The sequence below is a fragment of the Paenibacillus sp. JL3B1040 genome, assembly GCF_057063165.1.
Map to the genome: position 1 here is coordinate 5,594,771 of NZ_CM169317.1, position 23,158 is coordinate 5,617,928.

Consider the following 23,158-nt stretch of genomic DNA (forward strand, 5'->3'; position numbering starts at 1 on the left):
AACCCCCCAATCGCATGGCTTCGCCGGTATGCCGCCGACGATAAAAGTTCAACCTTACGAGAATAGACTCACCCGCTTAGACTGTAAATATAACACAGACATAGGAGGGGTTAAGAATGATTCGAAAGCAAACCCGCATTGGTATCGCGGCAGCGCTCGCGCTGATGCTCACGCTGGTCGGCTGCGGCTCGGGCAGTGATGAAAGCGCCGACAAACCGAGCGAGTCCGATAAGGTCGTCCTCGACTACTACACCTGGACCGACGAGGCCGATTACATGCAAAAAATCGTCGACGCGTTCAACGCGCAAAACGGCGATATCGAAGTCAAAATGACCACCATCAGCAACGATGCCGACGAATACAACACGAAGATCATGAACAACTTGTCCGGCGGCTCCAAAATGGACGTCTACAGCATGAACGGAACCTCCAGCCTGGGGCTCTACGCTTCCAAGGGCCAATTGGTCGACCTGACCGAGCAAGTCAAAGCGGCCAATCTGGACGTCGGCGCTTACGGGCCCAGCTTCCAGGACATTAGCAACGTGCTGACTGAGGGCAAATACTACGCCCTCCCTTACCGCACCTCAGAGTACGCTTTGTTTTATAATAAGAAGCTGTTCGACGACGCCGGCGTCCCTTATCCCGAGCAAATAACCTGGAACGAATACGCCGAACTGGCCAAGAGCCTCACTAAAGGCGACGGGTCGGACAAGCAATGGGGCGGCTATTTTGCCGATTGGCTGGTTGCTCCGTTGGGCGCGCTGCAGGAAGGCGCCACGATCCTGGACGACGATCTGTCCCCGGTTACGAACTGGCTCGATTATTTGAACCGGCTCTACTACACGGACGGCTCCCATATGAGCTACAAGCAAATGAAGGCGGAAAGCATCGACTGGATCAAGCAATTCGAAAGCGGCAACGTCGCCATGCTCGTCAACGGCGAATGGACGCTCAACATGCTGAAGGCGGACATCGCCGCCGGCAAAACCGACATCGAGTTCGACATGGCCCCGCTGCCGCTGCCGGAAGGCATGAAGGATCCGATCACCGTAGGCGGCGTGAGCACCTTCATCGGCATCAACCCGAAAAGCGAATACGGCGACGCCGCGTTCAAATTCGTACAGTTCGTCGCCGGCGAGGAAGGCGAATCGATCATCGCCGAGTCGAGCGTGCTGCCGGCATACGCCAGCGACAAGACGAAGGCAGCGTTCCTGAACGCCACCGGAACCCAGGGCAGCGGCTACTTCTTCGAAGCAAACACGGTCGTCGAGAACCAGCCGGTTCCGCAAATCGACGAAGTGAACCGCGTCTACAACGAACAGCGCGACCTCTTCCTGTTCCAGGAGCAGGATGCGGCCACGGCGATCCAAAACTTCGCAAAGGAACGCCAATCCGTGCTGAACCGATGACCGCGTCGAGTTGGATATGGCAAGACTTTCGGCTTCCGCGATCCGTCACGGAGGCCGAGCCTCTTTTCGCGGGAGTTAAGACAACTTACAGGAGGTGGCCTTGATGATCAGCCAACGGCTGCGCGGCTTCAAGTCATACGTTCCGGGGACGTTATTCATCCTCCCGGCCTTCGTCTTGTTCGCGGTATTCATTTTTATTCCGTTAATCTATGGCCTGGGCATGAGCTTCACCGATTACGGCGGGTTTAACCTGAAGGCAAACTTCGTCGGTGCGGGCAATTACGCCAAGCTGTTCCATGACGATTATTTCCTGATTTCGCTCAAAAATAACATCATCTATACGCTCGTGTTCGTCCCGCTTACGGTGCTGCTCGCTTTGCTGTCCGCGGTCGCGTTGAACGGCGTGCGGCATTTGCGCAAATATTTGCGCATGGCGTTTTATTTTCCGCAGATCACATCCATGGTTTCGATCGCCATCGTGTGGGGCCTGCTGTTCAATCCGATGTCCGGACCGATCAACACGGTGCTGAAAGGGATCGGCATCGCGAATCCGCCGGAGTGGCTGATGTCTTCGCATTGGGCGCTGCTCGCGGTTATTCTCGTAGCCGTGTGGAAGAGCTTCGGCTACTATATGATCATCTTGCTGGCCGGTATCCAGGGCATCCCGGAGCATCTGTACGAATCCGCCAAACTCGACGGGGCCAACAAGTTCCAGCAGTTTGTGTACATTACCCTGCCAAGCTTGTCGCCTACCCTGTTCATGGTGCTGGTGCTGACGATCATCAACTCGTTCCAGGTGTTCGATCTGGTGTCCGTCATGACCGACGGGGGGCCGGGCCGCTCGACCAACGTGCTTGTCTTCCGCATTTACCAGGAAGCGTTCATCCATTACCGCATGGGCTACGCCGCAGCGATGTCAGCCGTGTTGTTCCTCATCATTATGGTCATATCCCTCATTCAATTCCGGATGGAAAAGAAATGGGTCACTTACTAGAAGGGGGGAGGACTTGATATGGCTACTCCGAATAAAGGCCGTCCGCTCTATTACGTTTTGCTTGCCGTCCTGGTGATCTGCTCGGTCGCCGCGTTGTTTCCGTTTCTCTGGATGATTTCGACCTCGCTGCGAACGGACGTCGACCTGTTCAAGAACCCGACGAATTGGATTCCGCAAACGTTGTATTTGGACAATTACCGGGAGGTATGGCAGGCCATTCCGTTCGGCCAATACGTGTTAAACACCGTGAAGCTGTCGGTGGTCATCACCGTCTTGCAGGTGCTGATCTGCTCTATGGCCGCTTACGCGTTCGCCAAGCTGAAGGTGCCGTTCAAAAGCGCCGTGTTCATCCTGTTCATGGCCAACCTGATGATGCCTTGGCAATCGATCATGGTGCCGCAGTTCGCCGTCGTCAGCCGACTCGGCTTGTACAACACGCACACCGGCTACATGCTGATCCAGTTGTTCAGCGGCTTTGGCATTTTCCTGATGCGCCAATTTTTCCTCAGCTTGCCGAACGAGTTGAACGAAGCTGCTCGCGTCGACGGCTACAGCGAATGGCGCATCTTCTGGAGAATCATGCTTCCGCTATCGGCGCCGGCGTTATCGACATTGACGATTTTTACGTTCACGTACATGTGGAACGACTATTTGGCGCCGTTGATTTATTTGAACGACGACGCCTTAAAGACGCTGCAGCTCGGCTTGAAGGCTTTCCAAACCGAGCATACGACGGATTACGGCCTGCTCATGGCCGGCACCGTTATTGCCACGATTCCGATGGTCGCGGTGTTCCTCGCCGGGGAACGGTTTTTTATCCAAAGCGTTGCGACAACGGGTATGAAAAACTAACATTATAAGGGATAGGAAGGGAAGGTGCTGATTCGTCATGACAACTTTGGACCATTATGTACAAGTATCAGGTGAGGACTTTGTCGCGGACGGGGAAAAGATCTTGTTCCGCGGCTTCGGCCTCGGCTCCTGGATGAACCTGGAGCATTTTATGATCGGACTGCCGGGAACGGATACGATGATCAAGCGGGCTTTTGCCGAGGTTTACGGCGAAGAACGGAGCCGGGCGTTTTTCGACCGCTTCCTGCTCGAGTTCGTCGACGACCGGGACTTCGAATTTCTGAAGCAACTGGGCGTGAACCATCTGCGTTTGCCGTTCAACTACAAATATTTTATCGATGACCAGCACCCGGAGGTGTTGAAGGAAGACGGCTTCAAGTATCTGGATCATGTCGTCGGCTTGTGCGAGAAGCACCAAATCTATGCGATCCTTGACCTGCACTCCGTGCCGGGCGGGCAGAACCCGGACTGGCATTGCGACACCGCCTCCGGTCTGCCGCTGTTCTGGGAATACGGCGCGCTGCGCGATACCGTGATCCGGCTATGGGGGCGTATTGCCCAACACTACAAGGACCAACCATGGGTAGCGGCCTACGACATCGTCAATGAGCCCTCCATGGTCACCAACGCGGAGGTGTTTAACGAGTTCTACCGCAAGGTGATCGCGGAAATCCGCAAATACGACGAGCGGCATATTATTTTCATTGAAGGCAATGCGTTTACGACCGACTTCTCGATGATCGATCCGATTGACGATCCGCAGGTGGCTTACGAGTTCCACTTCTATCCGTTTGTCGACGAACCGGCCGTGCTTACGCCTGAGATGGACCGCGCACGCCGCAAGGAGATCTTCGCGGAGGCGTTCGGCAAGCTCCTCGCGATTCGCGACAAATACAAGCGGCCCGTCTGGTGCGGCGAGCTGGGCCTCGTGTTCGAGCAAGAACAGATTGAGTTCCAGATGGAGATCATCGAAGACATGCTGGATCTGTGCGAGGCGAACGACGTATCCTGGGCGCTCTGGACGTATAAAGACGCCGCCACGATGGGCATCGTCTACCCGCGCGCCGACACGCCTTGGCGCCGGTTAACGGACGAAATCAAACAGGTGTGGAACCAGCATCAGGAGCAAGAGAAAGGCGAGGCCCTCGTCGACTATATGGCCGCGACTTATTTCAAGCCCATCTCCAAAGAGATGCGCTACCCGCTGCAATTCCGCATGCGTACGCTGATGCAGGTCATCTGCGTGGAGCAGAACCTGAAGCCGTTCCTTAAGAAGCGTTCCTGGGAGGAGATCGCGGAGCTTCCCGCCTCGTTCCATTGGGACCGGTGCGAGCATTGGGCGGAATTGGCCAGGCTGATTGAGAAGTATACGAGAGGCTAGGAGATTCACTGGCGATGCGAGGGGTATTCCTGCATCGCCATTTCTACTGGAGTTACTACTCCGCCGCGATCGCCCGGCTCATGATCTCCTGAACGATTGCGGTTTTAGCGTCGGCGTAGTGCTGCACGTGACGCCACACCTGCTGAGCCAAACTCCGCTTGACGCTGGCATAATTGTCACGGTCGGCGTCGTTGGCTCGCAACCAATCGCGAAAAAGCAGCATCCGTTCAATCTCGGACGCGCCTTCGCTGAACACGTGCAAATGGATGTCGGTTTCCGGTCCCTTGAACAACCGATGCTCGAACCACTCCGGTTCCCGTATCCGCAGAGTATACCCGGCCGCCTCCATAGCTGGAACATAGGACGGCTCGTCGGCCGAGTCCGCCACCACCAACAACATGTCTATGATAGGTTTGGCGCATAGCCCTGGCACCGAGGTCGAGCCGACATGCTCCACCCGCAATGCTTTGTTGCCTAGTATGGAACGCACCCGGTCTGCTTCCCGGTCGAAAAGTTCCGGCCAACGCGAATCATACTCGACGAGAGCGGTGGTTGCATTATGGGGTTTTCGCTCGCCTAACCTCCCCTACATATGTATGACCATTATAACAAATAGAGTCCCTCTTGGTTTTCGGCGGAGACTTAATGACTTGGTATAAATTCGCCATTGCCTTATAATGATTTGAGATTCCTAATATTTGGGAGGTCGTGAGCCGGATGCATAAATACAGCAATATCATATTGGACCGCAAGAAGAGGGAAAGTTTCAATGGGAGCGTTTATGATACCTACTCGTTTTTGCCTCGGATGGAGCTTCCCAACCGAAGTTATATTTTTTTGAAGAACGAAGTCGAGACGAGGGTGTGAAGGGGGAGGTTATTCATGGATTTGCGTCTGAAGTTTAATGAAGACGTTGTGAACTATGAGAAGATGCGCCCCACGTATGTGGAGGAGCTTTTTCAGGATGTGATTCGGTATTCAGACCTCAACCAGGGTAAGAGGGCCCTGGAAGTCGGCATCGGAACGGGCCAAGCCACCCTTCCTTTCTTGAACACCGGCTGCGAGATGACCGCCATCGAACTGGGGGAGGATTTGGCCAAGTTTTCAGCGGAGAAGTTTTCAAGGTTTCCTCAGTTCAACGTGATTCAGAGTGATTTTGAAAGCGTTAGATTGGAGCCTGAGCAATACGATTTAGTCTACTCCGCCACGGCGTTCCACTGGATCCCGCAAGAGATCGGATATCCCAAAGTGCATCAACTCTTGCGAAGCGGAGGCGTACTTGCGTTATTCTGGAATCGTCCGTTCCCGGCCCGGAAAGACGACCTGCATGAGGCCATGCAGCAAATCTATGCGAAATACGTCCCCTCCTCGAAAGAACCTAAGCCGCATACCGAACAGAAAAGCTTGGAAATGGTTCATACCCTTGAACAATACGGTTTCGTCAATGTGAACTTCAAATGGTATCATCAGAACCGAACCTTTGATGCGCCAGCCTACATCGCACTCCTCAATACGTATTCGGACCATCGGGCCTTCCCGGAGGAGCTACGCGTGCGCTTAGAGCAAGAGATGATCGAGGCTATCAACCATTACGGCGGAAAGGTCAACTTATACGATACCATCGATTTGTACTTAGCCAGGAAGCCGTAGCGGATTAGGGAAAGGAGGACGACATTTGAAGCGGAGAATGAAGGAGAACCTCCGCCGAAACATGAGATAGCGCACCTCCCTTTGAGAGGGGGTGCGCTGTCGAGTAAATCACCGGCAAATTAATTTCTATACACCCTGTCCAGTGCATCGAATATCATTTTTTCCGCTTCTTCAAACTGGTCATCGCGGCTCACTACAAAACCATGGCTGCTATCGGTCATTCTTCTTGCCGTAACGGATACACCTGCCTGTAATAACCTGTATGCATACTTTTCCGCATCTTCTCCACGGTAATCATCCCAACAAGTAATAATTATAGCTTCAGGTAATCCGATCAGCATTTCGTCCGGTGCAAAGATTGGAGACGCTGTGGGGTCCAGTCTGTAATCCTCGTCAATATAAGCGTCGTAATACAGTTGAGAAAGCCGCGCATACGCCGTCGGATCGAGATCCTTTTCTTCGTCTACAAAAGCACTGTCTCCTGATCCGAATCTGGATAATATACGTAAATATGGGTTTCCCCGTCGCGTGTCGGAACCATCATTTCCTCCGTCTTGCCGACCTTGAATTTGTTCATCAACGCTTCGCTGACTTTATCCTCATCGCTTCGCAACATTTTGATGAGCTGTTCCTGTTCCTTCGATAGCGTGGACGTACCCGCATAGACCGAAGGCACACTCAACAAGAAGGCCAACAACAGGATAGAAACACTTAATAGCTTCTTTTTCTTTCTAATCATTGATGAATCTCCCTCCTCCAATTTGTATCTTCCTGTACTGCATAAACCCATCTTATAGTACAGATCTAAACTGCCACATTAAAAGAAATAAACAATTCGTAAAATATCTCTGTATTAAAGGTAACCGCAATTCCTTATCAAATTCTTAGAATTGCTTTGTAAACTAGGTTCCAGTATGAAAGAAAAGGATGAAGAAACATGAACAACCCCCTTATTCTGCAGACTCGGAGCCTAAACAAAACGTTTGGAGGCCAGCAGGCGGTAAACAACGTCTCCCTGTCTATACAAGAGAACTCCGTATACGGATTGCTTGGTCCGAATGGCGCCGGAAAATCCACCTTGCTGAAAATGCTGACCGGTATGCTGCGCCCGACTTCCGGCGAGATTATATTCCAAGGGAAACCCTGGTCGCGGACGGACTTATCCCAAATCGGCGCCCTGATTGAGTCCCCTCCGCTTTACGAGAATTTAACGGCGAGAGAGAACCTTAGGGTTCGGACAACGCTCCTCGGCTTGCCAAACTCGCGCATTGATGAAGTTCTGCAAATCGTGGGATTGACCAACACCGGAAGAAAACGCTCCGGCCAGTTCTCCATGGGGATGAAGCAGCGGCTCGGCATCGCCATCGCCCTGCTTCACCACCCCAAGCTGTTAATTCTGGACGAGCCGACCAACGGCCTCGACCCTATTGGCATTCAGGAACTGCGCGAGCTGATTCGCTCTTTCCCGCAGCAGGGAATCACCGTTATTTTGTCCAGCCATGTGTTGTCCGAAGTGCAGCAAATCGCCGACCACATCGGCATCATCGCGGAGGGGGTTCTGGCTTATCAAGAGGCGGTAACCCCTGGCGAAGATTTAGAGTCCCTATTTATGCAAATTGCCCGCGAGCACCGCAAAGGAGGGGAATAAGATGACGGTCTGTATCCGTGCGGAATGGTTAAAAATCAAACGAACGTTTACGAAAAAGCTGATCTGGCTGGCTCCCCTCCTAACCTTGCTGCTGTGTGGCGGACTGATGGCCGGCCCCTTCTTTCAGATCGCCAGCTACAACTGGTGGTATACGATGCTGCTCCCCGGGGGACTTACACTGATGTGTGCCGGCGTCGTTCAGAAGGACGGGAAGAAGCTGAAATACCGTGCTGTACTGGGACTTCCTATTCCCCAGTACAACATCTGGCTCGGCAAAATCGGAGTTGCCGCAGGCATGCTCTTCGCCTCCATCCTCGTCCTGTTCATCGGCGTCACGCTCAGCGGTTTGGTTTTCCCGGCCGGTCTGACTTTGGCGGCCAGCGCTGCGGGCAGCTTGCTGCTCTTTCTCACTTTTCTCTGGCAGATCCCGCTCTGTCTGTACTTGACGGACCGGATCGGCCTGTTTGCGACCCTGATCTTGAACCTGCTGGGCAACGTAGCCTGCAACATCGTATTTGCCACCAAAGAAAGCTGGTGGTCGGTTCCTTACGCGATCCCCTCCCGGCTGATGTGCGCTACAATCGGCGTGCTTCCGAACGGGCTGCCCGTGCCGGACGGCAATGCACTGCTGGATCAAGGCGTCATCCTGCCGGGCGTCCTCATTACGCTTGGACTGTTCCTCATGCTGTCTTGGCTGACGACGCTGTCTTTTCGCAACCGGGAGGTCAAGTAATATGCTCTCGTACTCCCGCAGTCTCCGATCGGAGCTCATCAAACTGAGAAGACAACCGATGCTATGGGTGCATCTTCTCGTCCCGCTGGCGGGGCTGGGCATTTTCCTGGGTTACTTTGCTTATACTCCGTACTCGCCGGACGCTAAGGTCAGCGGCTATTTACAGGTGCTTGCCATCGCTTTTCCTACCCTGATTGGTGTGGTCTGCGCGATCGCCACCGATCAGGAGGCCGCCGCAGGCGGGTACCAGCAGCTGTTAACCTTGCCGAGCCGACTTGTCCCCCTTGCCAGCAAGCTGACCTTGCTTCTGATTTTGGGCTTTGGCAGTACGTTGTTGGCCTCCGTAGGATTCGGGGCGGGCTTCCTGTATCTGTTAAATCAGTCTCTTTATTCGCTTGAGTTCTACGTAAAGGCCGCTGGCATCTTGTTCGGTAGCTGCATTTTTCTCTATGCGCTGCATTTGTACGTGAGCCTGCGATTCGGCAAAGCCGCTTCCATCGGTTTAGGGATCTTGGGAAGCCTGACGGCGGCCCTGCTGCTCACCGGTCTCGGCGATCGGAACTGGATCTACATCCCCTACGCCTGGGCCGCCCGGTTTATCACCCTCTGGATGCAACACGAGAGCATGGGAGAGGGCGCCGTCTCGGCAGAACAATGGGTTCGGCCGGGGGTTCTCTTCTGCTTAAGCGGAACAGTCGCAGTCATGGTATTATTAGGAGGTTGGTTCCGGCGATGGGAAGGAATCAAGTCGCAGGAATAGAAGCGCTATGCAAAGGAAAGTGATATACCTTGGCCAACATACTTGCTGTTGACGATGATCCCGCCGTACTGGCCTTGCTTCGTAATATTTTGCAAAAAGAAGGTCATGTCGTCACGGCCCTCTCCACTCCATCCAAAGTACCGAGTCTGCAACTGGGCCAATACGACCTCATTCTGTTGGACGTGATGATGCCGGAGATGGACGGTTTCACCCTCTGCCGGCAAATCCGCGGCATGGTGGACTGTCCGATGCTGTTTCTGACCGCCAAGTCCATGGAGAATGATGTGGTGGAGGGCCTGGCCATCGGAGCGGACGATTATATCGTCAAGCCGTTTGGGGCAGGAGAGTTACGCGCGCGCATTGGCGCTCATCTCCGCCGGGAAAACCGGGAACGGCGCACCATACACTGTATCGGGGAAGTTCACTTTAACTTGTCGGGCAAGGAGATCCGCGTGCAAGATACCGTCATCCCGTTAACCAAAAGCGAATATGCCATCTGCGAGTTTTTGGCGTTAAACCGGGGGCAGGTGTTCTCGAAGGATCAGATCTATGAATCCGTTTTTGGATTCGACGGAGAAAGCGAGGCTTCCACCATTGTGGAGCATGTCAAGAATATCCGGGCGAAGCTGAGCAAAATGAATGCCACTCCGATCGAAACCGTATGGGGGATAGGATACCGATGGAAATAGCCCGCGTGAAGTCTGAGCCTAAATTAACCAAACTCCGTACGCTGTTCCTCAGATATTTGGCTGCCTTTTGTTTGGGAACGATCGGGATCGTCCTGTTGCTGGGCTTGACCTTGATGAGGCTGCTGAACACCGGAGCTGTTCTTCCGGCGAATTATGCCGAGAAGCAGGTGATGGAGGCCAAGAACCGGATCATGGAGGGGCAAAGGCCTCCGTTAAACACCTCGTCTGCCTTGTACAAATATGCGAAATATACGCTGGATGGGAGGCTGCTGGAACACAGTTTAACCGTCGAGCAAGGAAATGCGGCGTGGAAGCGGATGGAGGGGAGTCTGTCTTCGTATACCTATCCCTATTCCTATATGAAAGTCACCTATGGCGAAGAAGTCTATATTTTTCGATATTCCATTGTCGCCCGCTTTAGCAACGCTGCGCTGCGCCGCGTTCTGCCCGGTGTAGAAATGTCTTTTCTCGTCCTGTTCTGTGTCCTTTTTCTATTAGGAACCAGCTTGCTGGCCTCTTCGTTCGGTCGGAAGCTAGCTCGCAAAATGAACGGGCTGCAGGAAGCAACCCGGCGAATTCAGGAGCAAGAGCTGGACTTCTCGATGCAATACAGCGGGATTGCCGAGATTGACCGGGTGCTCCGGTCCGTGGATCAGATGAAGGATGCCCTGAAAAACTCGCTGGAGCAGCAATGGAACCTGGAGCGCAGCCGCCGGGCTCAAATCTCGGCGCTCGCCCATGATATTAAAACCCCGCTCACCATCGTTCGCGGCAATGTCGAGCTCCTCTCCGAAACGGATCAAACCGAGGAGCAACGGGAGTACACCGATTATATCGCCCATAGCGCCCGCCAGATGGAAGCTTATATCAAGACCTTGATCGAAATGACGAACACGGAGACTGCCGCTTCCTATCAGCCCGTCAACCTGGATCTGAAGGAGTTCATCCGCACGATCGAAGGGCAGGTGCAAGCCTTGGCTGCCGTCAAAGAGCTCTCCCCGGTCGTCGCTGCTCAGGGCTTGCCGGACAAGTTGTATGCCGATCCGGTCCTGTTGGAACGGGCTCTCATGAACATCCTTGTTAACGCCATGGATCACGCCCCGGTAAAGAGCAAGGTTACGTTATCGGTCGAAGCGGCGGACGATCGGATCCGATTCCGCGTGACCGACGAAGGTCCGGGCTTCTCGCCCGAAGCGCTCAAACACGCGGCCGAACAGTTCTACATGGGCGACCCGTCCCGCCAATCCAACGGCCACTACGGCATGGGCCTCTATATCACCGACTTTGTTGCCCGTTTGCATGGGGGCGAACTCCACATCGCCAATTCTAAGGTGACGGGCGGCGGTGAGGTGAGCATTGAAATCCCGCTGCGATTCTCGTGAAATCAATGATTTCGTGAACTTCAACGCGTACCGATTACACAATAATCATTTTATTGGATCTTGGCCAAATGCAATATACATAATTTACATTTTTGGCTAAAATAAACCTGATTTTAAATGAAAGGAGGAGCGTTAAACACATCTATTGAAAGCGCTTTATACTATTAATTTAAGGAGGGATTCAAATGAAGAAATGGTTCGCCTTGCTCACCGTTTTTGCGCTTATTCTGTCAGTGGCCTCATTCTCAGGAAAAGCGGAGGCCGCATCAGCGTCTCATCAAGGCTTATACAAAATTATTAATCGAAACAGCGGACAAGCCCTGGAAGTCTATAACTGGGCACATGAGAATGGCGCCACTGTGTCCCAATGGACCGATCTTGGCGGAGACAAGCAGTTGTGGCGGTTCGTCAGCGTCGGCGGTGGATATTATCAGATTATTAACGCCAACAGCGGCCGCGCTCTAGAAGTACACGAATGGTCGACCGCGGATGGCGGTAACATCGTGCAATGGCAAAATTTAAATAATACGAACCAACACTGGAAGCTGGAAGATAGCGGCGGATACGTGCAGTTGAAAAACCGTTTCAGCAATAAAGTGGTGGAAGTTTACGAATACTCCACGACCCCTGGAGCCAATATCGTGCAATGGACGGACCTTGAGGGGACAAACCAACAGTGGACGCTTGTTAAAATATCGCCTAATCCAACGACGGTCAACTCCACCATCGTAGTAGGCCAAGGACAGGTGTACGACGGAAAAGGAAGGACGTTTATTGCCGGTCCCGCTCTTGGCGACGGCAGCCAGGACGAGAACCAAAAGCCCGTCTTCCGATTGGAGGACGGCGCCACCCTGAAGAATGTTGTGTTAGGCTCGCCTGCTGCGGACGGCATCCATACGTACGGCAACGTTAATCTGTCCAATATCGTCTGGACCGATATCGGAGAGGACGCGCTCACGATTAAAGCGCCGGGTACCGTTACGCTAAACGGAGGCGCGGCCTATAACGGCAGCGACAAGGTGTTTCAGATTAATGCAGCGAGCACATTTAACCTGTATAATTTTGTTGCCAGTAACGCAGGCAAGCTGATTCGCCAGAATGGCGGCACCACATTTAAGGTCAACGTCTTCATCGACAGTTGCGACATCTCCAATATGGACGAAGCGATCTTTAGAACGGACAGCAGCACCAGCAACGTAACGATGACCAATACGCTCTACTCGAATGTCGGACAAAAATGGTACAATGTCCGGCATGTGACCGAAGCGAATAATACGGAATACTAGACTAGGCGTCTATCGGACTTTACAGTAAATCCTCTGACGGAGTGATGGACGTGGAAAGGCAATCCATCAGAAAAGCGACCTCTCGAGGTCGCTTTTCTGATGGTATTGGTGGTGTGGAGTCGAACCCCTGTCCGAAGGTAAATAATAGATATATTTATCTTTACCATTGTTTCTACCTGACTCCAAACGATTGCCGCTTCGTTTCAATAAATTGCACGAATCTTAACAGCGCACTAGAGTATACCGAGCCGTGTCTGTGCACAAACCATACCTCCAAATTCCGGTACTCTTCAGGTAAACGGTGGGAAGCGATTTTGCCTGCCTCTTCCGCTTTCGCAATCGACGATCGTGGCAGCATAGACACGCCAAGTCCCGAAGAAACCCCGTCCAGAATAACCGCTAAGGTTCCAAACTCCATAATCTGATAGGCGGTCAGGCCCGTCCCTCTCAGAAAGCTCTCTGCTTTTGCCCGATGCGTACAACCCACATCGAAAAACAACATCGGCTTCGAAAGCAACTCGTGCATGTCGCTTGTTCCCGGCTCCGAGATCAGCACCAACTCTTCTTCGAAAGCCGCTGCATGTTCTAGATCCGGATCGTCAACCGGACCATAGACAAACGCTCCATCAAGTTCGTCATTCAACACTTTTTGCACGAGCTCATGTGTAACACCCGTAGTGAGCGATAATTTCACATCCGGGTATTGTAATCGATATTCGGCCAATAGAGGGGTCAGATGAATGGCCGCGGTCGTCTCAATAGAACCTATCCGAAGAGGCCCTGCAGGATGGTCGTTGTATTGTGTCGTTTTCACGGCTTCGTCCAGCAGACTCAGTATTTTATCCGCATATTCCAGTAAATTCTCGCCAGCCGGAGTTAGCGTCATCCCTCGATTGGATCGCCGAAACAGAGGGACTCTCAGTTGAGCCTCGAGGTATTGAATACGAATCGTCACACTGGACTGTACGTAGTTCAACTTTTGCGCAGCCTTGGTAATGCTCCCCTCTCGAGCTACGGCTTGAAATATTCTTAAGTCTCCGCTTTCCATTTCGGCGTCACCTGCTTGGTATGATCAGTAATGATACTCACATTCGGTTTTGTTCATTTTACTGTATGATTCCCGCTCTGTACAATTCAATTATATTGATTCATCAAAATACGAATGACTGGAGGATTTAGGGTGAAAGCAATCGTACATGCCGGGATGAACGGCTTAAAGGGCTTGACATATGAAGATGTTATTGACAGACAGCCAGGCTTCGGTGAAGTAAAAATAAAGCTGAAAACGGCAGGGCTGAATCACCGAGACTTATTTCTCATGGCGGATCGAACAAATGAGGAGGCTCCCCTGATTCTCGGTTCTGACGGCGCGGGAAGGATTGAAGCGGTAGGTGAAGGCGTAACGAACCTTACCGTAGGTTCCGATGTAATCATTAATCCGTGTATCGGATGGGAATTCACCCACAATGTCCCGACCGTTCCGGCTATAGTAGGCGGACCTTCGGATGGTACGTTCGCCGAGTCTATCATCATCCCTGAACAAAACGCCGTCCGCAAACCCGCTTACTTGTCTTGGGAAGAAGCTGGAGTGTTGCCCCTGTCTGCCCTGACGGCCTATCGGGCGTTGTTCACGAGAGGCCGCTTACAGCGAGGCGAACATATCCTTATTCCGGGGATTGGTGGCGGTGTGGCCACCTATGCCATGCTTATGGCTTCAGCGGCGGGTGCACGCGTCAGTGTCACCTCACGCAGTCAAGCTAAAAGGCAAGCCGCTCTTGCATATGGGGCAGATCATGCCTTTGACAGTCATAGTGATTGGAAGGACGAGTTGAAAGGAGAAAAAGTGGATCTCATCCTGGACAGTATCGGGCCGGCTACGTTCCAACAGTACTTTGATATCATTAAGCCGAATGGCCGGATCGTCACGTTTGGCGCAAGCTCGGGCGACCGAATGGAATTGGCGGCACGATCCATCTTTTTCCCCCAAATCAGCATCATCGGCACCTCGATGGGAAGCAGCGAAGAGTTTATGGCTATGCTTCAATTTATGGAACTTCACTCGATACGCCCTATCATTGATAGTGTGTATCCTTTACATGACACCTTTCGCGCTTTTCAGCGAATGCAACAGGGCGAGCAATTGGGCAATATTGGGATAATTATCGATTGAGTCATTGGGTGGGGAAGTATTGCCTCCAGAGCGGGGGTGATGCTTATACAATTTTCGTTATCGGAAGTGCTTATGCTCGGCATGTTCGTGCTGGCTTTGCTCACTATCCGCATAAACGAAAATAACCCGCCCAGGTTAGCGCCAAGGGTGCGGGTTATTGATCCAAGCACTTTGGAGGTTTCCCACCCAAAATGTTGTGCGGGGAGTCGGATGGCCGTCCGGCTCCTTATTTCTATCCTAATCCTATCAAGGCTGTTTCATTCCTGCAATTTACGAGTTAACCCAGCGAATCAAGAATACCCGTTCCCTAAGCACCGACCTTCACGGTAAAAGAAGCACGAAAAGAAACGCGCTCACGGGAAGCGCAACTCCCACCAGAACAGCAATGTAGGGATATGGAGTTCTAAGGTAATCCTTAAACTCCCTTGCTTCTCGCTTCTTGAAATCCCGGAGATCCGCTTGCTGAACAAACGAATCGATCAGCTCGTTGGCTTCTTTCTCCTCATAACCTAAGAGCTGCTCCCAAAGCTGATCGTATTTTTTCTTTGCTTCATCCAGCAAGGGGCTTTGCTGCAGTTGAGCCATGTTTATCCACCTCTCAACAATTTCACTTCCCAAGATATGGCTTGATATAAGAAAAACCGATCTTATCTGCTCAAAGATAGGATCGGTTTCTATTGTACCACAAATGTATAATATTCCCTTTGTGATAAGTCACTCTTCCGTCTTTCAGCCCCCTAACCCATGAATCAAAGTCTGCACGATCGGACTGTTCCCAAACACCACTACAGCCATACAACCACTAAACACGATCCACGACAACACTCTTCTTCTCATAACTCTTTTCCACCTCACAGAATAGATATTTGTACTGCTCTTGAACCTCCCCGGACGCCTCATGCCTGAACTGCTCAAACAACCGTGCACAACGAATCAACATCGATTCATGGTTGAACCTCAAGGCAAGCTCCATTCCTTCCAAAAGCCGCCTGAACCCCATCTCATACCGCCGAGTGAGAAAATAGTAATGAGCCAGCTCCGACAAATAACGAACATACTGATCCGCCACGATCTGCGCGTTGTATTGGCCGAAACGACACCGACGTTCCTCATACGTCAGATGCTCCCGGAACCGATCCAGTAGAGCATCCACGCTCAACCCAAACCGGTTCGCCGCCTGCAAAATCCGGTACATCGCCGGAACGATCTCCTGCGTATTCGCCGCGATACACTCCGCATAATCCGTCAACACCTGTACCTCACCGGACAGTAAGCGATACAAATAGGCATTGGCCCGGCCCCAATCCCGAAACTGTTCCACCACCCGCCGCTCTTCTTCGTTCCCTTCCCCAATCCCCTGTAGAGCGCCGTCGCTGTACATAGCAACGTACTCCAATGCCCGAGCGTACTCTTGCCTGGCATCGCATACATTTGCCTTCAACAAATAGGCATACAGCAGATAAAAAAGCTCCGGCCGAGACGCCCCCTTGTCTACCTCCTCCTTCCGTTTTCGATTTACCCGTTGGTGGTATTGAATCGCCGCCTTCTGCTGCAGCTTCTCCGCGAGGGATTGAACTCGATCCCACCGATGCAAAGAAGCGTACACATCCGCCAAGTCCTTAACCGCATCCAACTGAACCCCCTCTTCCAATCGGTCTACATAGTCCTCGAACAACACGGCGGCACGTAAATTCTCCTCTTGATCCTCCCCGAGACGAATCGTAAACAAGCGATACCGGCTAAGCGCCAATCGCTCGGAATGTTGGTACTTCTCGCATTCGGCAACGCAGTGGTATAGCAGAGCGGCCGCCGTTCTTTTTCCCTCTCGAAAAAACTGCTCCGCCAAATCAAACAACAACGGCATATACGCCAACCGATCCGCCACCGCCTGCACCAGCCGCTCCAGGCAATTCAACTTGTCCAGCTCCGCGCACCGCCGGAGAAACGGCCCCAACCGCCGCCAATGCAGCGGCACGCCGCGCAAACATTCCCCTAAGTAAATTTCGTACAGCCCCCCTTCCTCTAGCCCCATTCCCTCCGTAATGAGATCCAAGTTATGTATGGAAATTTGCCGATACCCGCTCAACATCGCACTGATCGTCCCCGGATTGATACCGGAGATTTCCGAGAATTGCTGGAGCGTCATCTCCGTTCGCCTTAAATAGTTCTCCAACTCCTGTCTGACCGTGGTTGCAGGTTTCATGGGAATACCTCCTTTACAGACGGAAACCTACGCCAAGTAGCGATACAGAAACTGAGCGTTCATCCATATAAGCCCACTTTTGATTCTATTATACTACATATAAATAGTATTTTGTATATGAAAAACTATTTCTAATGCCCTGCATAATATTTTCCAAGTCACCTAAGCTAATACTGAGGTGATGAAATGGCAGAATTGCGCAATTTTCTAGGAAACCGAGTCCGAGCCATCCGAAATGCAAAAGGCCTCACCCAACAAAACTTGGCCGATTTGTCCGGTTTGGACTATAGATACATCGGAGCTATTGAACGGGGAGAACGGAATTTCTCTATCGATACCTTGGAGAAGGTCCTTGTAGCACTAAAAATTTCACTATTCGAGCTTGCTTATTTGGGTATAGAGCAGAGTGAAAAGGAATCTGCGCGCTGGGAAGCTGTTGACCAGTTCATTGCGAGTACTGAGGGATTGAGTGAGAAGCAGATCGAGATTTTGCGACGGGTGAATCAGGAGGTTTTGAGGGCGTTTAAATAGCCTTTTCACAGTCTTGCATCAAAGCATAATCAAATGACTCTATATAATATGAATCATTTGTGAGAAACTTTCCCAGAGCGAAATATCAGGGCCCTTATATATATCAAACTTCCCGTGTAATTTTAAAGCTATCATAAGAAGGATTAGTTACAAAAAGTGTCGAATTTTTTATATGACCTAATGCCTATTATTAGGATAAAAAATATATCGTTTGGAGTACACATTAATGCATAAATTCCCTACAATTGAATCAGCTAAGCCCTTTTTAAGATGGGCGGGCGGAAAATCATGGCTAATCAAATCTCTTGATTTAATTATAGGAGATACACAATTCAACTCCTACCACGAACCCTTTTTGGGAGGTGGATCCATATTCTTTGCCATATCACCACAAGGGCATTCTTATCTCTCTGATCTTAATAAGGAGCTGATTGAGACTTATCAAGCTTTAAAAGATAATCCATATCATATTATCGAGTTGTTGAGAACCTACCAAAATAATGAAGAGTTTTATTATTGGATCAGGAGCCAAATTCCAACTGACAAATTCCAACAGGCTGCTCGATTTATTTTTTTAAACCAGACCTCTTATAACGGAATATACCGTGTAAATCAACGTGGCGAATATAACGTTCCATTTGGACACCGTACAAAGAATTTTCTTGAAGAGGATAAACTAATTTTAGCAAGTAAGTATCTGAAGAAAGCTACTCTCACTCATGGCGACTTTACATGTAATAAAGACAAGATAACAGAAGGGGACTTAGTTTTTTTAGATCCTCCTTATACAGTTTCACATAATAACAATGGATTTATTAAATATAATCAAAAGCTATTCTCTCTGGATGATCAAAAAAGATTAAGTGATTTTATCGATTTTATAAAAGAGAAAGGAGCCTACTATATACTGACTAATGCTGCTCATCAAATAGTTTTTGAAATTTTTGAAAAAAATGATAGGTGTATAAAGTTAAGCCGCGCAAGTTTAATAGGTGGAGGTAACGCAAAACGTGAAAAAGTAACAGAAGTTATTTTTACAAATATTCCAAGGGGTGCGGATATATGAGTTTTAAAGAGAAGTTAGTATCCGGCAAGGAATTAATTGGTATAAAAAAAAGACGGGGACAAACCTATAACTTTTCAAAATTTGAACCAGAGCTCCAAGAAAAAAGAGAGAGCGAAGGCTGGATACTAGATAAGGCATTAAAGACCTCAGTACGAATGAAAAAGTTAAAGCCTATTGATGAACAATTTGAAGACGAGGTTTGGATTCTCTTTGCTAATTTAGGGTTTCAATATATGAATAAAGATCGCCACTTGGAAATTTCCTATGGCTCAAGTGAAATAGGCACCACTAAACAGATTGATGTTTTCGCAGTTGATGATGAAACTGTGTTATTTGTTGAATGTAAATGTGCACAGAGTGAAAAGAAAGGCGATTTTAAAAAAGACCTTGAAGCTATTTCTGGTTTTCGAAATGGTTTATACTCTCAGTCAAGAAAATTATTTCCCGGTAGAAAACCTAAGTATATTTTTGCAACAAAAAATTATGAAGTCACCGAAAATGATAAGATTAGAATGAAAGACCTTCAAATTCACCATTTCGACGAATCTGCCATCAAGTATTTTACTGAACTAACAAAACATCTTGGCGAATCGGCTAAATACCAACTATTAGGCAACTTGTTTCAAGGAACAAAGATCAGCGCAATGGAGAACAAGATCCCAGCCATTGAAGGTAGCATGGGTGGGAACAAATATTATTCTTTTTCTATTGAGCCTGAAAAACTCCTGAAGATTGCATATGTTTTACATCGGAACGAGGCTAATAACGATTTCATGCCCACATATCAAAGAATCATCAAAAAAAGCAGATTAAGTGAAATTCGTAAATTTATAAAAAAAGGTGGGTTTTTTCCAAACTCACTAATCATTAGTATCGATTCAAAAGATCTAAGGTTCGATATTGCCTCTCCCCAAGTCGAAAATTCTGTTTCACGTATTGGAATTCTACACTTACCACAATTATATCGTTCTGCTTACATAATTGATGGCCAGCATCGGTTATATGGCTATGCAGACACAAAATATGCAAGTACAAACTCTATTCCTGTTGTTGCATTTGTTAATCTCGAAAAAAGTAAGCAAGTTGAATTGTTTATGGAAATCAATGAAAATCAAAAATCCGTACCAAAAAATTTGCAAAATACACTTAATGCTGATCGCTTATGGGAATCTGAAGATTGGAATAAACAAAGACAAGCACTGCGATTGTTTATTGCCCAAAGGTTAGGCGAAGAACCAACATCTCCCCTCTACGGTCGGATTAAGATAGGTGAAAATGAAACTTCGTCAAAAAGTTATATTTCTATGGAAACCATCGATCTTGCACTTAAAGCGACAAATTTCTTTACCAAGTATAGTAAAGGCAATTCAATAATTAATAACGGAACATTTGATAAGGGGAATAACGATGCAACTCTAAAGATTTTTCTTCCATTCATTACCCAGTGCTTTAATTATTTTAAAGAAGGGGCACCAGAGGAATGGGAAAAAGACGAAAGTAATTCAAGTGTGTTAACAAATAATAATAGTATTAACGCAATAATTAGAATTATTAATGATGTTGTAAACCATCTCAAACCCTTAAAGCACATCGACCCAAAAAATGACTCTCCATCTGAAGTCGCTAGTGAAGTTGAATACTATCTTACTCCACTAATTAATCATTTTAATACAATTACTGACGAGGAGAGAAAAGAAATCAAAACTAACTACGGAAGCGGAGGGCCTCTAAAAGTTTGGAGAAACTATCAAAAAATTATAGCTGATGCAAGAGCTGATTTTAAACCCGAAGGTCTCTCTCAATGGATCAAAGATAATACGAAACAATTCAATTACGAATCTTATCAAATGATTCTTAGTCTTCAACATACAATTAAACAAAATTTTGAAACAAAATTGAAAGAGAAGTATGGTCAAAGATGGTTAACGGCAGGTCTTCCTTCCAAAGTTTATAAACAGGCTAATGCGGACATGGGTGCACAGAAATATGAATACAGCAAAAGTGGGATAGAAAAAGAAGTTAGTATCTGGGATTGCGTAACTATTGCGCAGTGTAAGGAGATAGCAACCTTTGGTCCTAACTGGACCGAATTATTTGAGTCTATATGCACCAGACCTGAAGAAACTAAAATGTCAGGAGGCAAGTCAGCAAAAACAGCATGGATAACAAGATTGGCGACTCTGTCAAACAACCATAATAAGGCTAATTATAGTGTTTCAGAGAATGATTACCTATTTATTAAATCATTGCATGATTGGCTTGTTGGTGTTCAAGTTTCTAGTTAGCTTTAGAAGATACAGTCTACCCCGTAATCAGTTTGATCTTGCATTTCCACACTGTTAGTGTACGCAATAATTAAAAATAATAGGCCCGTGATATAAGTCACAGGCCTATGCTTTTGAGTATGTTCCCAATTATATACTTAAATATTCAACTATATTAACAGCTTTTTGTCCTGCCCCGCCACGATGAAATCGATACGCTTGCTGGTCGCCGGGATGTTGTATTCAATCATGACGCCGCAATCGTCGGCAATATTGGAGTTTCGGATGACGCGTTCCATGAACTGCATGGAGTTGTTCCAGGCTCTTTTTTCGCCCAGGCTGGGTCTCATCCCCATCTTGTTCATAAAAGCTTGCTCAATCTCCACCGTAATCCGGTTGCGGTCCACCGACTCGCGGAACTGCAACGCATTGCTGCTATAAATAATCATGCTGCCGCACTCCTATAGCTCGTTATATTTCGTCATTTTCCCAAAAGACTTGTCCACCGGATATTTGGCGCCGTTCCGCCGCATTTTGTCCCGAATGATGTGTTCGATGTCGAGGTCCAGCGCATCGGCCAGATACACCGAGTAGATCAGCACGTCGGCCAGTTCGTCGGCGATGTCTTGTCTTTTCTGCGATACCGCGTCTTCGGACGATTTCCATTGGAAATTCTCCAACAGCTCGGATGCCTCCAGACTTAGCGAAATCGCCAAATCCTTCGGATTGTGGAATTGCCCCCAGTTCCGTTCCTCGCGAAAAGCGAGCAGCATCCGGATCAGCTCTTCATTCATGTTCGTGCTCCTATCTCTTTTGTAATAGAGTTTAAACCCGCGCGCAAACGGCGCAAAAAAGAGGCGGTCCTCCCCCTTGATCCGGGGCCCGCCTCTTGTCGTCTCTTGGTGTGGCCATGCTTTGGCCCATGGTTCAATCTTCCTACCTCCAACTTATTACGGAACGGGGGATTCGTCAAATTGGAGTACTTATTCTCTCACTTGTAGTACGGCTCAAGCACATATAATACTAAGCAACGAAGCAGGAACCTCTCATCCTCACTGACATTTTGTGGTATAATCTGGATGTGAGGGGGGAGTTGAATTGTGTCGAAAATTAAAAGTATAGATTCACTTATGAAATACCTTAGAGACAAACATCACATTGCAATTTCTGGTAGTCATCAAAAAAGAAGACTAAGAAATATCGGCTACTATCATGGTTACAAAGGTTATCGCTTTATAAATACACCTTCACGCAATATTGCATATACAGATTTTAATCAAGTTTTAGCGATTAATTCTTTTGACTTAGAGTTGAAATCAATTTTTTACCCTCACATCATGTTCATTGAAACAGTACTAAAAAATTATGTTCTTGAAGTAACCTTACAGCACTCAAATACTGAAAACTTTAATGAAATATTCGATAAATGTTTAACTTATTATAAGACTTTCTCAACCGGATCCGATGAATATAAGAAAGCGTTGAAAAAAAGGCTTGGGCTGCGAGAAAAAATTTATAACACTTTAACACGTGATTACACAAACAACAGACAAGTTGTTCAACATTTCTATCATAGAGACGAATCAGTCCCTATCTGGGCTATATTCGAAGTTATTAGTCTTGGGGAGTTTGGAAATTTCGTCTCTTGCTCAAATATCAACATTAAGAAGAACATCTCGATATCACTAAATTTGAACCAGTCTTGTGATGCCAACGGAAAACTAACTGAAAGCATTATCTATATTATAAAAGACTTAAGAAATTCAATTGCACATAATGATGTCGTATTTGATACAAGATTCAAGAGTAGTAATCCAAGTGGGTCTTTGTTAGCATGTCTACGACTGGACACTCAAATTACAAACATAAACTTCCATACTATAATTGATTATCTTATCCTTGTTATTTATCTCCTCAAAAACTTTCATGTTACCAAGACGGAATTAAACAAAGTTGTCAGTAAATTTGAGATCTTGATTAACAACTTTCGAACCCAGGTCCCAATAAGCATTTACAATCAAATCTTCCACACCGATACCAGAAATAAGCTGAATTTATTAAAGTCATTTATTGGCACTTGAAATATTTGCATCATTTATGCTCTAAGTGTATATTATATATAGAGAATAGCGGTGAATGT

General features: G+C 48.5%; 22 protein-coding genes and 3 pseudogenes. 17 read left to right on the forward strand and 8 right to left on the reverse strand.

The features are described from left to right. The first annotated feature begins 116 nt into the window (after positions 1-116). The 4 genes from ACZF99_RS25655 (at position 117) to ACZF99_RS25670 (ending at position 4,636) form a co-directional block, all read left to right on the forward strand. Complete coding sequence (locus tag ACZF99_RS25655; RefSeq protein ID WP_483607698.1) at positions 117-1,409, forward strand: ABC transporter substrate-binding protein; 1,293 nt, start codon at positions 117-119, stop codon at positions 1,407-1,409. Positions 1,410-1,512: 103 nt separating this feature from the next. Continuing rightward, on the forward strand, positions 1,513-2,403 hold the full coding sequence (locus ACZF99_RS25660; RefSeq protein WP_483607699.1) for a carbohydrate ABC transporter permease: 891 nt from the start codon (positions 1,513-1,515) through the stop codon (positions 2,401-2,403). A gap of 18 nt (positions 2,404-2,421) precedes the next feature. Further along, the gene (locus ACZF99_RS25665) at positions 2,422-3,255 is read left to right on the forward strand and encodes a carbohydrate ABC transporter permease (protein WP_483607700.1); all 834 of its coding nucleotides are present in this window, start codon (positions 2,422-2,424) and stop codon (positions 3,253-3,255) included. Between the two features lie 37 nt (positions 3,256-3,292). Further along, entirely contained in the window at positions 3,293-4,636 is a 1,344-nt protein-coding gene (locus tag ACZF99_RS25670; protein ID WP_483607701.1) for a glycoside hydrolase family 5 protein, read from the forward strand. Between the two features lie 55 nt (positions 4,637-4,691). Here ACZF99_RS25670 and ACZF99_RS25675 read toward each other — a convergent pair. Next, a pseudogene (locus ACZF99_RS25675) lies at positions 4,692-5,216 on the reverse strand (GrpB family protein); the annotation flags it as partial. A gap of 302 nt (positions 5,217-5,518) precedes the next feature. Between ACZF99_RS25675 and ACZF99_RS25680 the strand changes: the two are divergent. Continuing rightward, positions 5,519-6,286 carry a class I SAM-dependent methyltransferase gene (locus tag ACZF99_RS25680; protein WP_483607702.1) on the forward strand — a complete coding sequence of 256 codons (768 nt, stop codon included), beginning with the start codon at positions 5,519-5,521 and terminating at the stop codon, positions 6,284-6,286. A gap of 119 nt (positions 6,287-6,405) precedes the next feature. On the opposite strand, the gene ACZF99_RS25685 is transcribed toward ACZF99_RS25680, so the two are convergent. Both ACZF99_RS25685 and ACZF99_RS25690 read right to left on the reverse strand, forming a co-directional pair. Further along, a complete protein-coding gene (locus tag ACZF99_RS25685) occupies positions 6,406-6,855 on the reverse strand; it encodes an alpha/beta hydrolase fold domain-containing protein (RefSeq protein ID WP_483612983.1) in 450 nt (149 codons plus the stop codon). Next, the gene (locus tag ACZF99_RS25690) at positions 6,750-7,025 is read right to left on the reverse strand and encodes a hypothetical protein (protein ID WP_483607703.1); all 276 of its coding nucleotides are present in this window, start codon (positions 7,023-7,025) and stop codon (positions 6,750-6,752) included. The genes ACZF99_RS25685 and ACZF99_RS25690 overlap by 106 nt, the downstream gene beginning before the upstream one ends. Positions 7,026-7,223: 198 nt before the next feature. Between ACZF99_RS25690 and ACZF99_RS25695 the strand changes: the two genes are divergently transcribed. From ACZF99_RS25695 to ACZF99_RS25725, 7 genes and pseudogenes are all read left to right on the forward strand, one after another. Then, a complete protein-coding gene (locus tag ACZF99_RS25695; RefSeq protein WP_483607704.1) occupies positions 7,224-7,934 on the forward strand; it encodes a lantibiotic protection ABC transporter ATP-binding protein in 711 nt (236 codons plus the stop codon). Between the two features lies 1 nt (position 7,935). Continuing rightward, positions 7,936-8,667 carry a lantibiotic immunity ABC transporter MutE/EpiE family permease subunit gene (locus ACZF99_RS25700; RefSeq protein WP_483607705.1) on the forward strand — a complete coding sequence of 244 codons (732 nt, stop codon included), beginning with the start codon at positions 7,936-7,938 and terminating at the stop codon, positions 8,665-8,667. Between the two features lies 1 nt (position 8,668). Continuing rightward, positions 8,669-9,427 carry a lantibiotic immunity ABC transporter MutG family permease subunit gene (locus tag ACZF99_RS25705; protein ID WP_483607706.1) on the forward strand — a complete coding sequence of 253 codons (759 nt, stop codon included), beginning with the start codon at positions 8,669-8,671 and terminating at the stop codon, positions 9,425-9,427. Positions 9,428-9,456: 29 nt separating this feature from the next. Continuing rightward, positions 9,457-10,116: a response regulator transcription factor gene (locus ACZF99_RS25710; RefSeq protein ID WP_483607707.1), complete on the forward strand. Its 660-nt coding sequence runs from the start codon at positions 9,457-9,459 to the stop codon at positions 10,114-10,116. Continuing rightward, the gene (locus ACZF99_RS25715) at positions 10,107-11,498 is read left to right on the forward strand and encodes a HAMP domain-containing sensor histidine kinase (protein ID WP_483607708.1); all 1,392 of its coding nucleotides are present in this window, start codon (positions 10,107-10,109) and stop codon (positions 11,496-11,498) included. The genes ACZF99_RS25710 and ACZF99_RS25715 overlap by 10 nt, the downstream gene beginning before the upstream one ends. A gap of 185 nt (positions 11,499-11,683) precedes the next feature. Beyond that, a pseudogene (locus ACZF99_RS25720) lies at positions 11,684-12,142 on the forward strand (RICIN domain-containing protein); the annotation flags it as partial. A 69-nt stretch (positions 12,143-12,211) separates the two neighbouring features. Beyond that, positions 12,212-12,784 (forward strand): annotated as a pseudogene (locus tag ACZF99_RS25725) (pectate lyase); the annotation flags it as partial. A gap of 172 nt (positions 12,785-12,956) precedes the next feature. Here the strand turns inward: ACZF99_RS25725 and ACZF99_RS25730 are convergent. Beyond that, entirely contained in the window at positions 12,957-13,832 is an 876-nt protein-coding gene (locus ACZF99_RS25730; RefSeq protein WP_483607709.1) for a LysR family transcriptional regulator, read from the reverse strand. Between the two features lie 132 nt (positions 13,833-13,964). Between ACZF99_RS25730 and ACZF99_RS25735 the strand changes: the two genes are divergently transcribed. Further along, on the forward strand, positions 13,965-14,954 hold the full coding sequence (locus ACZF99_RS25735) for a zinc-binding dehydrogenase (protein WP_483607710.1): 990 nt from the start codon (positions 13,965-13,967) through the stop codon (positions 14,952-14,954). 321 nt (positions 14,955-15,275) lie between these two features. On the opposite strand, the gene ACZF99_RS25740 is transcribed toward ACZF99_RS25735, so the two are convergent. Both ACZF99_RS25740 and ACZF99_RS25745 read right to left on the reverse strand, forming a co-directional pair. Further along, positions 15,276-15,539, reverse strand: a complete 264-nt coding sequence (locus ACZF99_RS25740; protein ID WP_483607711.1) for a hypothetical protein — start codon at positions 15,537-15,539, stop codon at positions 15,276-15,278. Between the two features lie 217 nt (positions 15,540-15,756). After that, complete coding sequence (locus ACZF99_RS25745) at positions 15,757-17,157, reverse strand: helix-turn-helix domain-containing protein (protein WP_483607712.1); 1,401 nt, start codon at positions 17,155-17,157, stop codon at positions 15,757-15,759. A 186-nt stretch (positions 17,158-17,343) separates the two neighbouring features. Between ACZF99_RS25745 and ACZF99_RS25750 the strand changes: the two genes are divergently transcribed. The 3 genes from ACZF99_RS25750 to ACZF99_RS25760 all read left to right on the forward strand — a co-directional run bounded on the left by ACZF99_RS25750 (position 17,344) and on the right by ACZF99_RS25760 (position 21,039). After that, the gene (locus ACZF99_RS25750) at positions 17,344-17,688 is read left to right on the forward strand and encodes a helix-turn-helix domain-containing protein (RefSeq protein ID WP_483607713.1); all 345 of its coding nucleotides are present in this window, start codon (positions 17,344-17,346) and stop codon (positions 17,686-17,688) included. Between the two features lie 226 nt (positions 17,689-17,914). Beyond that, on the forward strand, positions 17,915-18,754 hold the full coding sequence (locus tag ACZF99_RS25755) for a DNA adenine methylase (RefSeq protein ID WP_483607714.1): 840 nt from the start codon (positions 17,915-17,917) through the stop codon (positions 18,752-18,754). Then, positions 18,751-21,039, forward strand: a complete 2,289-nt coding sequence (locus tag ACZF99_RS25760) for a DGQHR domain-containing protein (RefSeq protein WP_483607715.1) — start codon at positions 18,751-18,753, stop codon at positions 21,037-21,039. Before ACZF99_RS25755 ends, ACZF99_RS25760 begins: the two co-directional genes overlap by 4 nt. A gap of 149 nt (positions 21,040-21,188) precedes the next feature. Here the strand turns inward: ACZF99_RS25760 and ACZF99_RS25765 are convergent, their stop codons facing one another. Both ACZF99_RS25765 and ACZF99_RS25770 read right to left on the reverse strand, forming a co-directional pair. Next, positions 21,189-21,467, reverse strand: a complete 279-nt coding sequence (locus ACZF99_RS25765; protein WP_483607716.1) for a hypothetical protein — start codon at positions 21,465-21,467, stop codon at positions 21,189-21,191. Positions 21,468-21,479: 12 nt separating this feature from the next. Further along, the gene (locus ACZF99_RS25770) at positions 21,480-21,812 is read right to left on the reverse strand and encodes a nucleotide pyrophosphohydrolase (protein ID WP_483607717.1); all 333 of its coding nucleotides are present in this window, start codon (positions 21,810-21,812) and stop codon (positions 21,480-21,482) included. A 306-nt stretch (positions 21,813-22,118) separates the two neighbouring features. Between ACZF99_RS25770 and ACZF99_RS25775 the strand changes: the two genes are divergently transcribed. After that, a complete protein-coding gene (locus tag ACZF99_RS25775; RefSeq protein ID WP_483607718.1) occupies positions 22,119-23,099 on the forward strand; it encodes an Abi family protein in 981 nt (326 codons plus the stop codon). The last annotated feature ends 59 nt before the right edge of the window (positions 23,100-23,158 follow it).

Bases quoted from the DNA above. Each gene is read 5' to 3' on its own strand.
- ACZF99_RS25655 (WP_483607698.1), top strand. From the start codon at position 117: ATGATTCGAAAGCAAACCCGCATTGGTATCGCGGCAGCGCTCGCGCTG.
- ACZF99_RS25660 (WP_483607699.1), top strand. From the start codon at position 1,513: ATGATCAGCCAACGGCTGCGCGGCTTCAAGTCATACGTTCCGGGGACG.
- ACZF99_RS25665 (WP_483607700.1), top strand. From the start codon at position 2,422: ATGGCTACTCCGAATAAAGGCCGTCCGCTCTATTACGTTTTGCTTGCC.
- ACZF99_RS25670 (WP_483607701.1), top strand. From the start codon at position 3,293: ATGACAACTTTGGACCATTATGTACAAGTATCAGGTGAGGACTTTGTC.
- ACZF99_RS25680 (WP_483607702.1), top strand. From the start codon at position 5,519: ATGGATTTGCGTCTGAAGTTTAATGAAGACGTTGTGAACTATGAGAAG.
- ACZF99_RS25690 (WP_483607703.1), bottom strand. From the start codon at position 7,025: ATGATTAGAAAGAAAAAGAAGCTATTAAGTGTTTCTATCCTGTTGTTG.
- ACZF99_RS25695 (WP_483607704.1), top strand. From the start codon at position 7,224: ATGAACAACCCCCTTATTCTGCAGACTCGGAGCCTAAACAAAACGTTT.
- ACZF99_RS25700 (WP_483607705.1), top strand. From the start codon at position 7,936: ATGACGGTCTGTATCCGTGCGGAATGGTTAAAAATCAAACGAACGTTT.
- ACZF99_RS25705 (WP_483607706.1), top strand. From the start codon at position 8,669: ATGCTCTCGTACTCCCGCAGTCTCCGATCGGAGCTCATCAAACTGAGA.
- ACZF99_RS25715 (WP_483607708.1), top strand. From the start codon at position 10,107: ATGGAAATAGCCCGCGTGAAGTCTGAGCCTAAATTAACCAAACTCCGT.
- ACZF99_RS25730 (WP_483607709.1), bottom strand. From the start codon at position 13,832: ATGGAAAGCGGAGACTTAAGAATATTTCAAGCCGTAGCTCGAGAGGGG.
- ACZF99_RS25740 (WP_483607711.1), bottom strand. From the start codon at position 15,539: ATGGCTCAACTGCAGCAAAGCCCCTTGCTGGATGAAGCAAAGAAAAAA.
- ACZF99_RS25745 (WP_483607712.1), bottom strand. From the start codon at position 17,157: ATGAAACCTGCAACCACGGTCAGACAGGAGTTGGAGAACTATTTAAGG.
- ACZF99_RS25750 (WP_483607713.1), top strand. From the start codon at position 17,344: ATGGCAGAATTGCGCAATTTTCTAGGAAACCGAGTCCGAGCCATCCGA.
- ACZF99_RS25755 (WP_483607714.1), top strand. From the start codon at position 17,915: ATGCATAAATTCCCTACAATTGAATCAGCTAAGCCCTTTTTAAGATGG.
- ACZF99_RS25760 (WP_483607715.1), top strand. From the start codon at position 18,751: ATGAGTTTTAAAGAGAAGTTAGTATCCGGCAAGGAATTAATTGGTATA.
- ACZF99_RS25765 (WP_483607716.1), bottom strand. From the start codon at position 21,467: ATGATTATTTATAGCAGCAATGCGTTGCAGTTCCGCGAGTCGGTGGAC.
- ACZF99_RS25770 (WP_483607717.1), bottom strand. From the start codon at position 21,812: ATGAATGAAGAGCTGATCCGGATGCTGCTCGCTTTTCGCGAGGAACGG.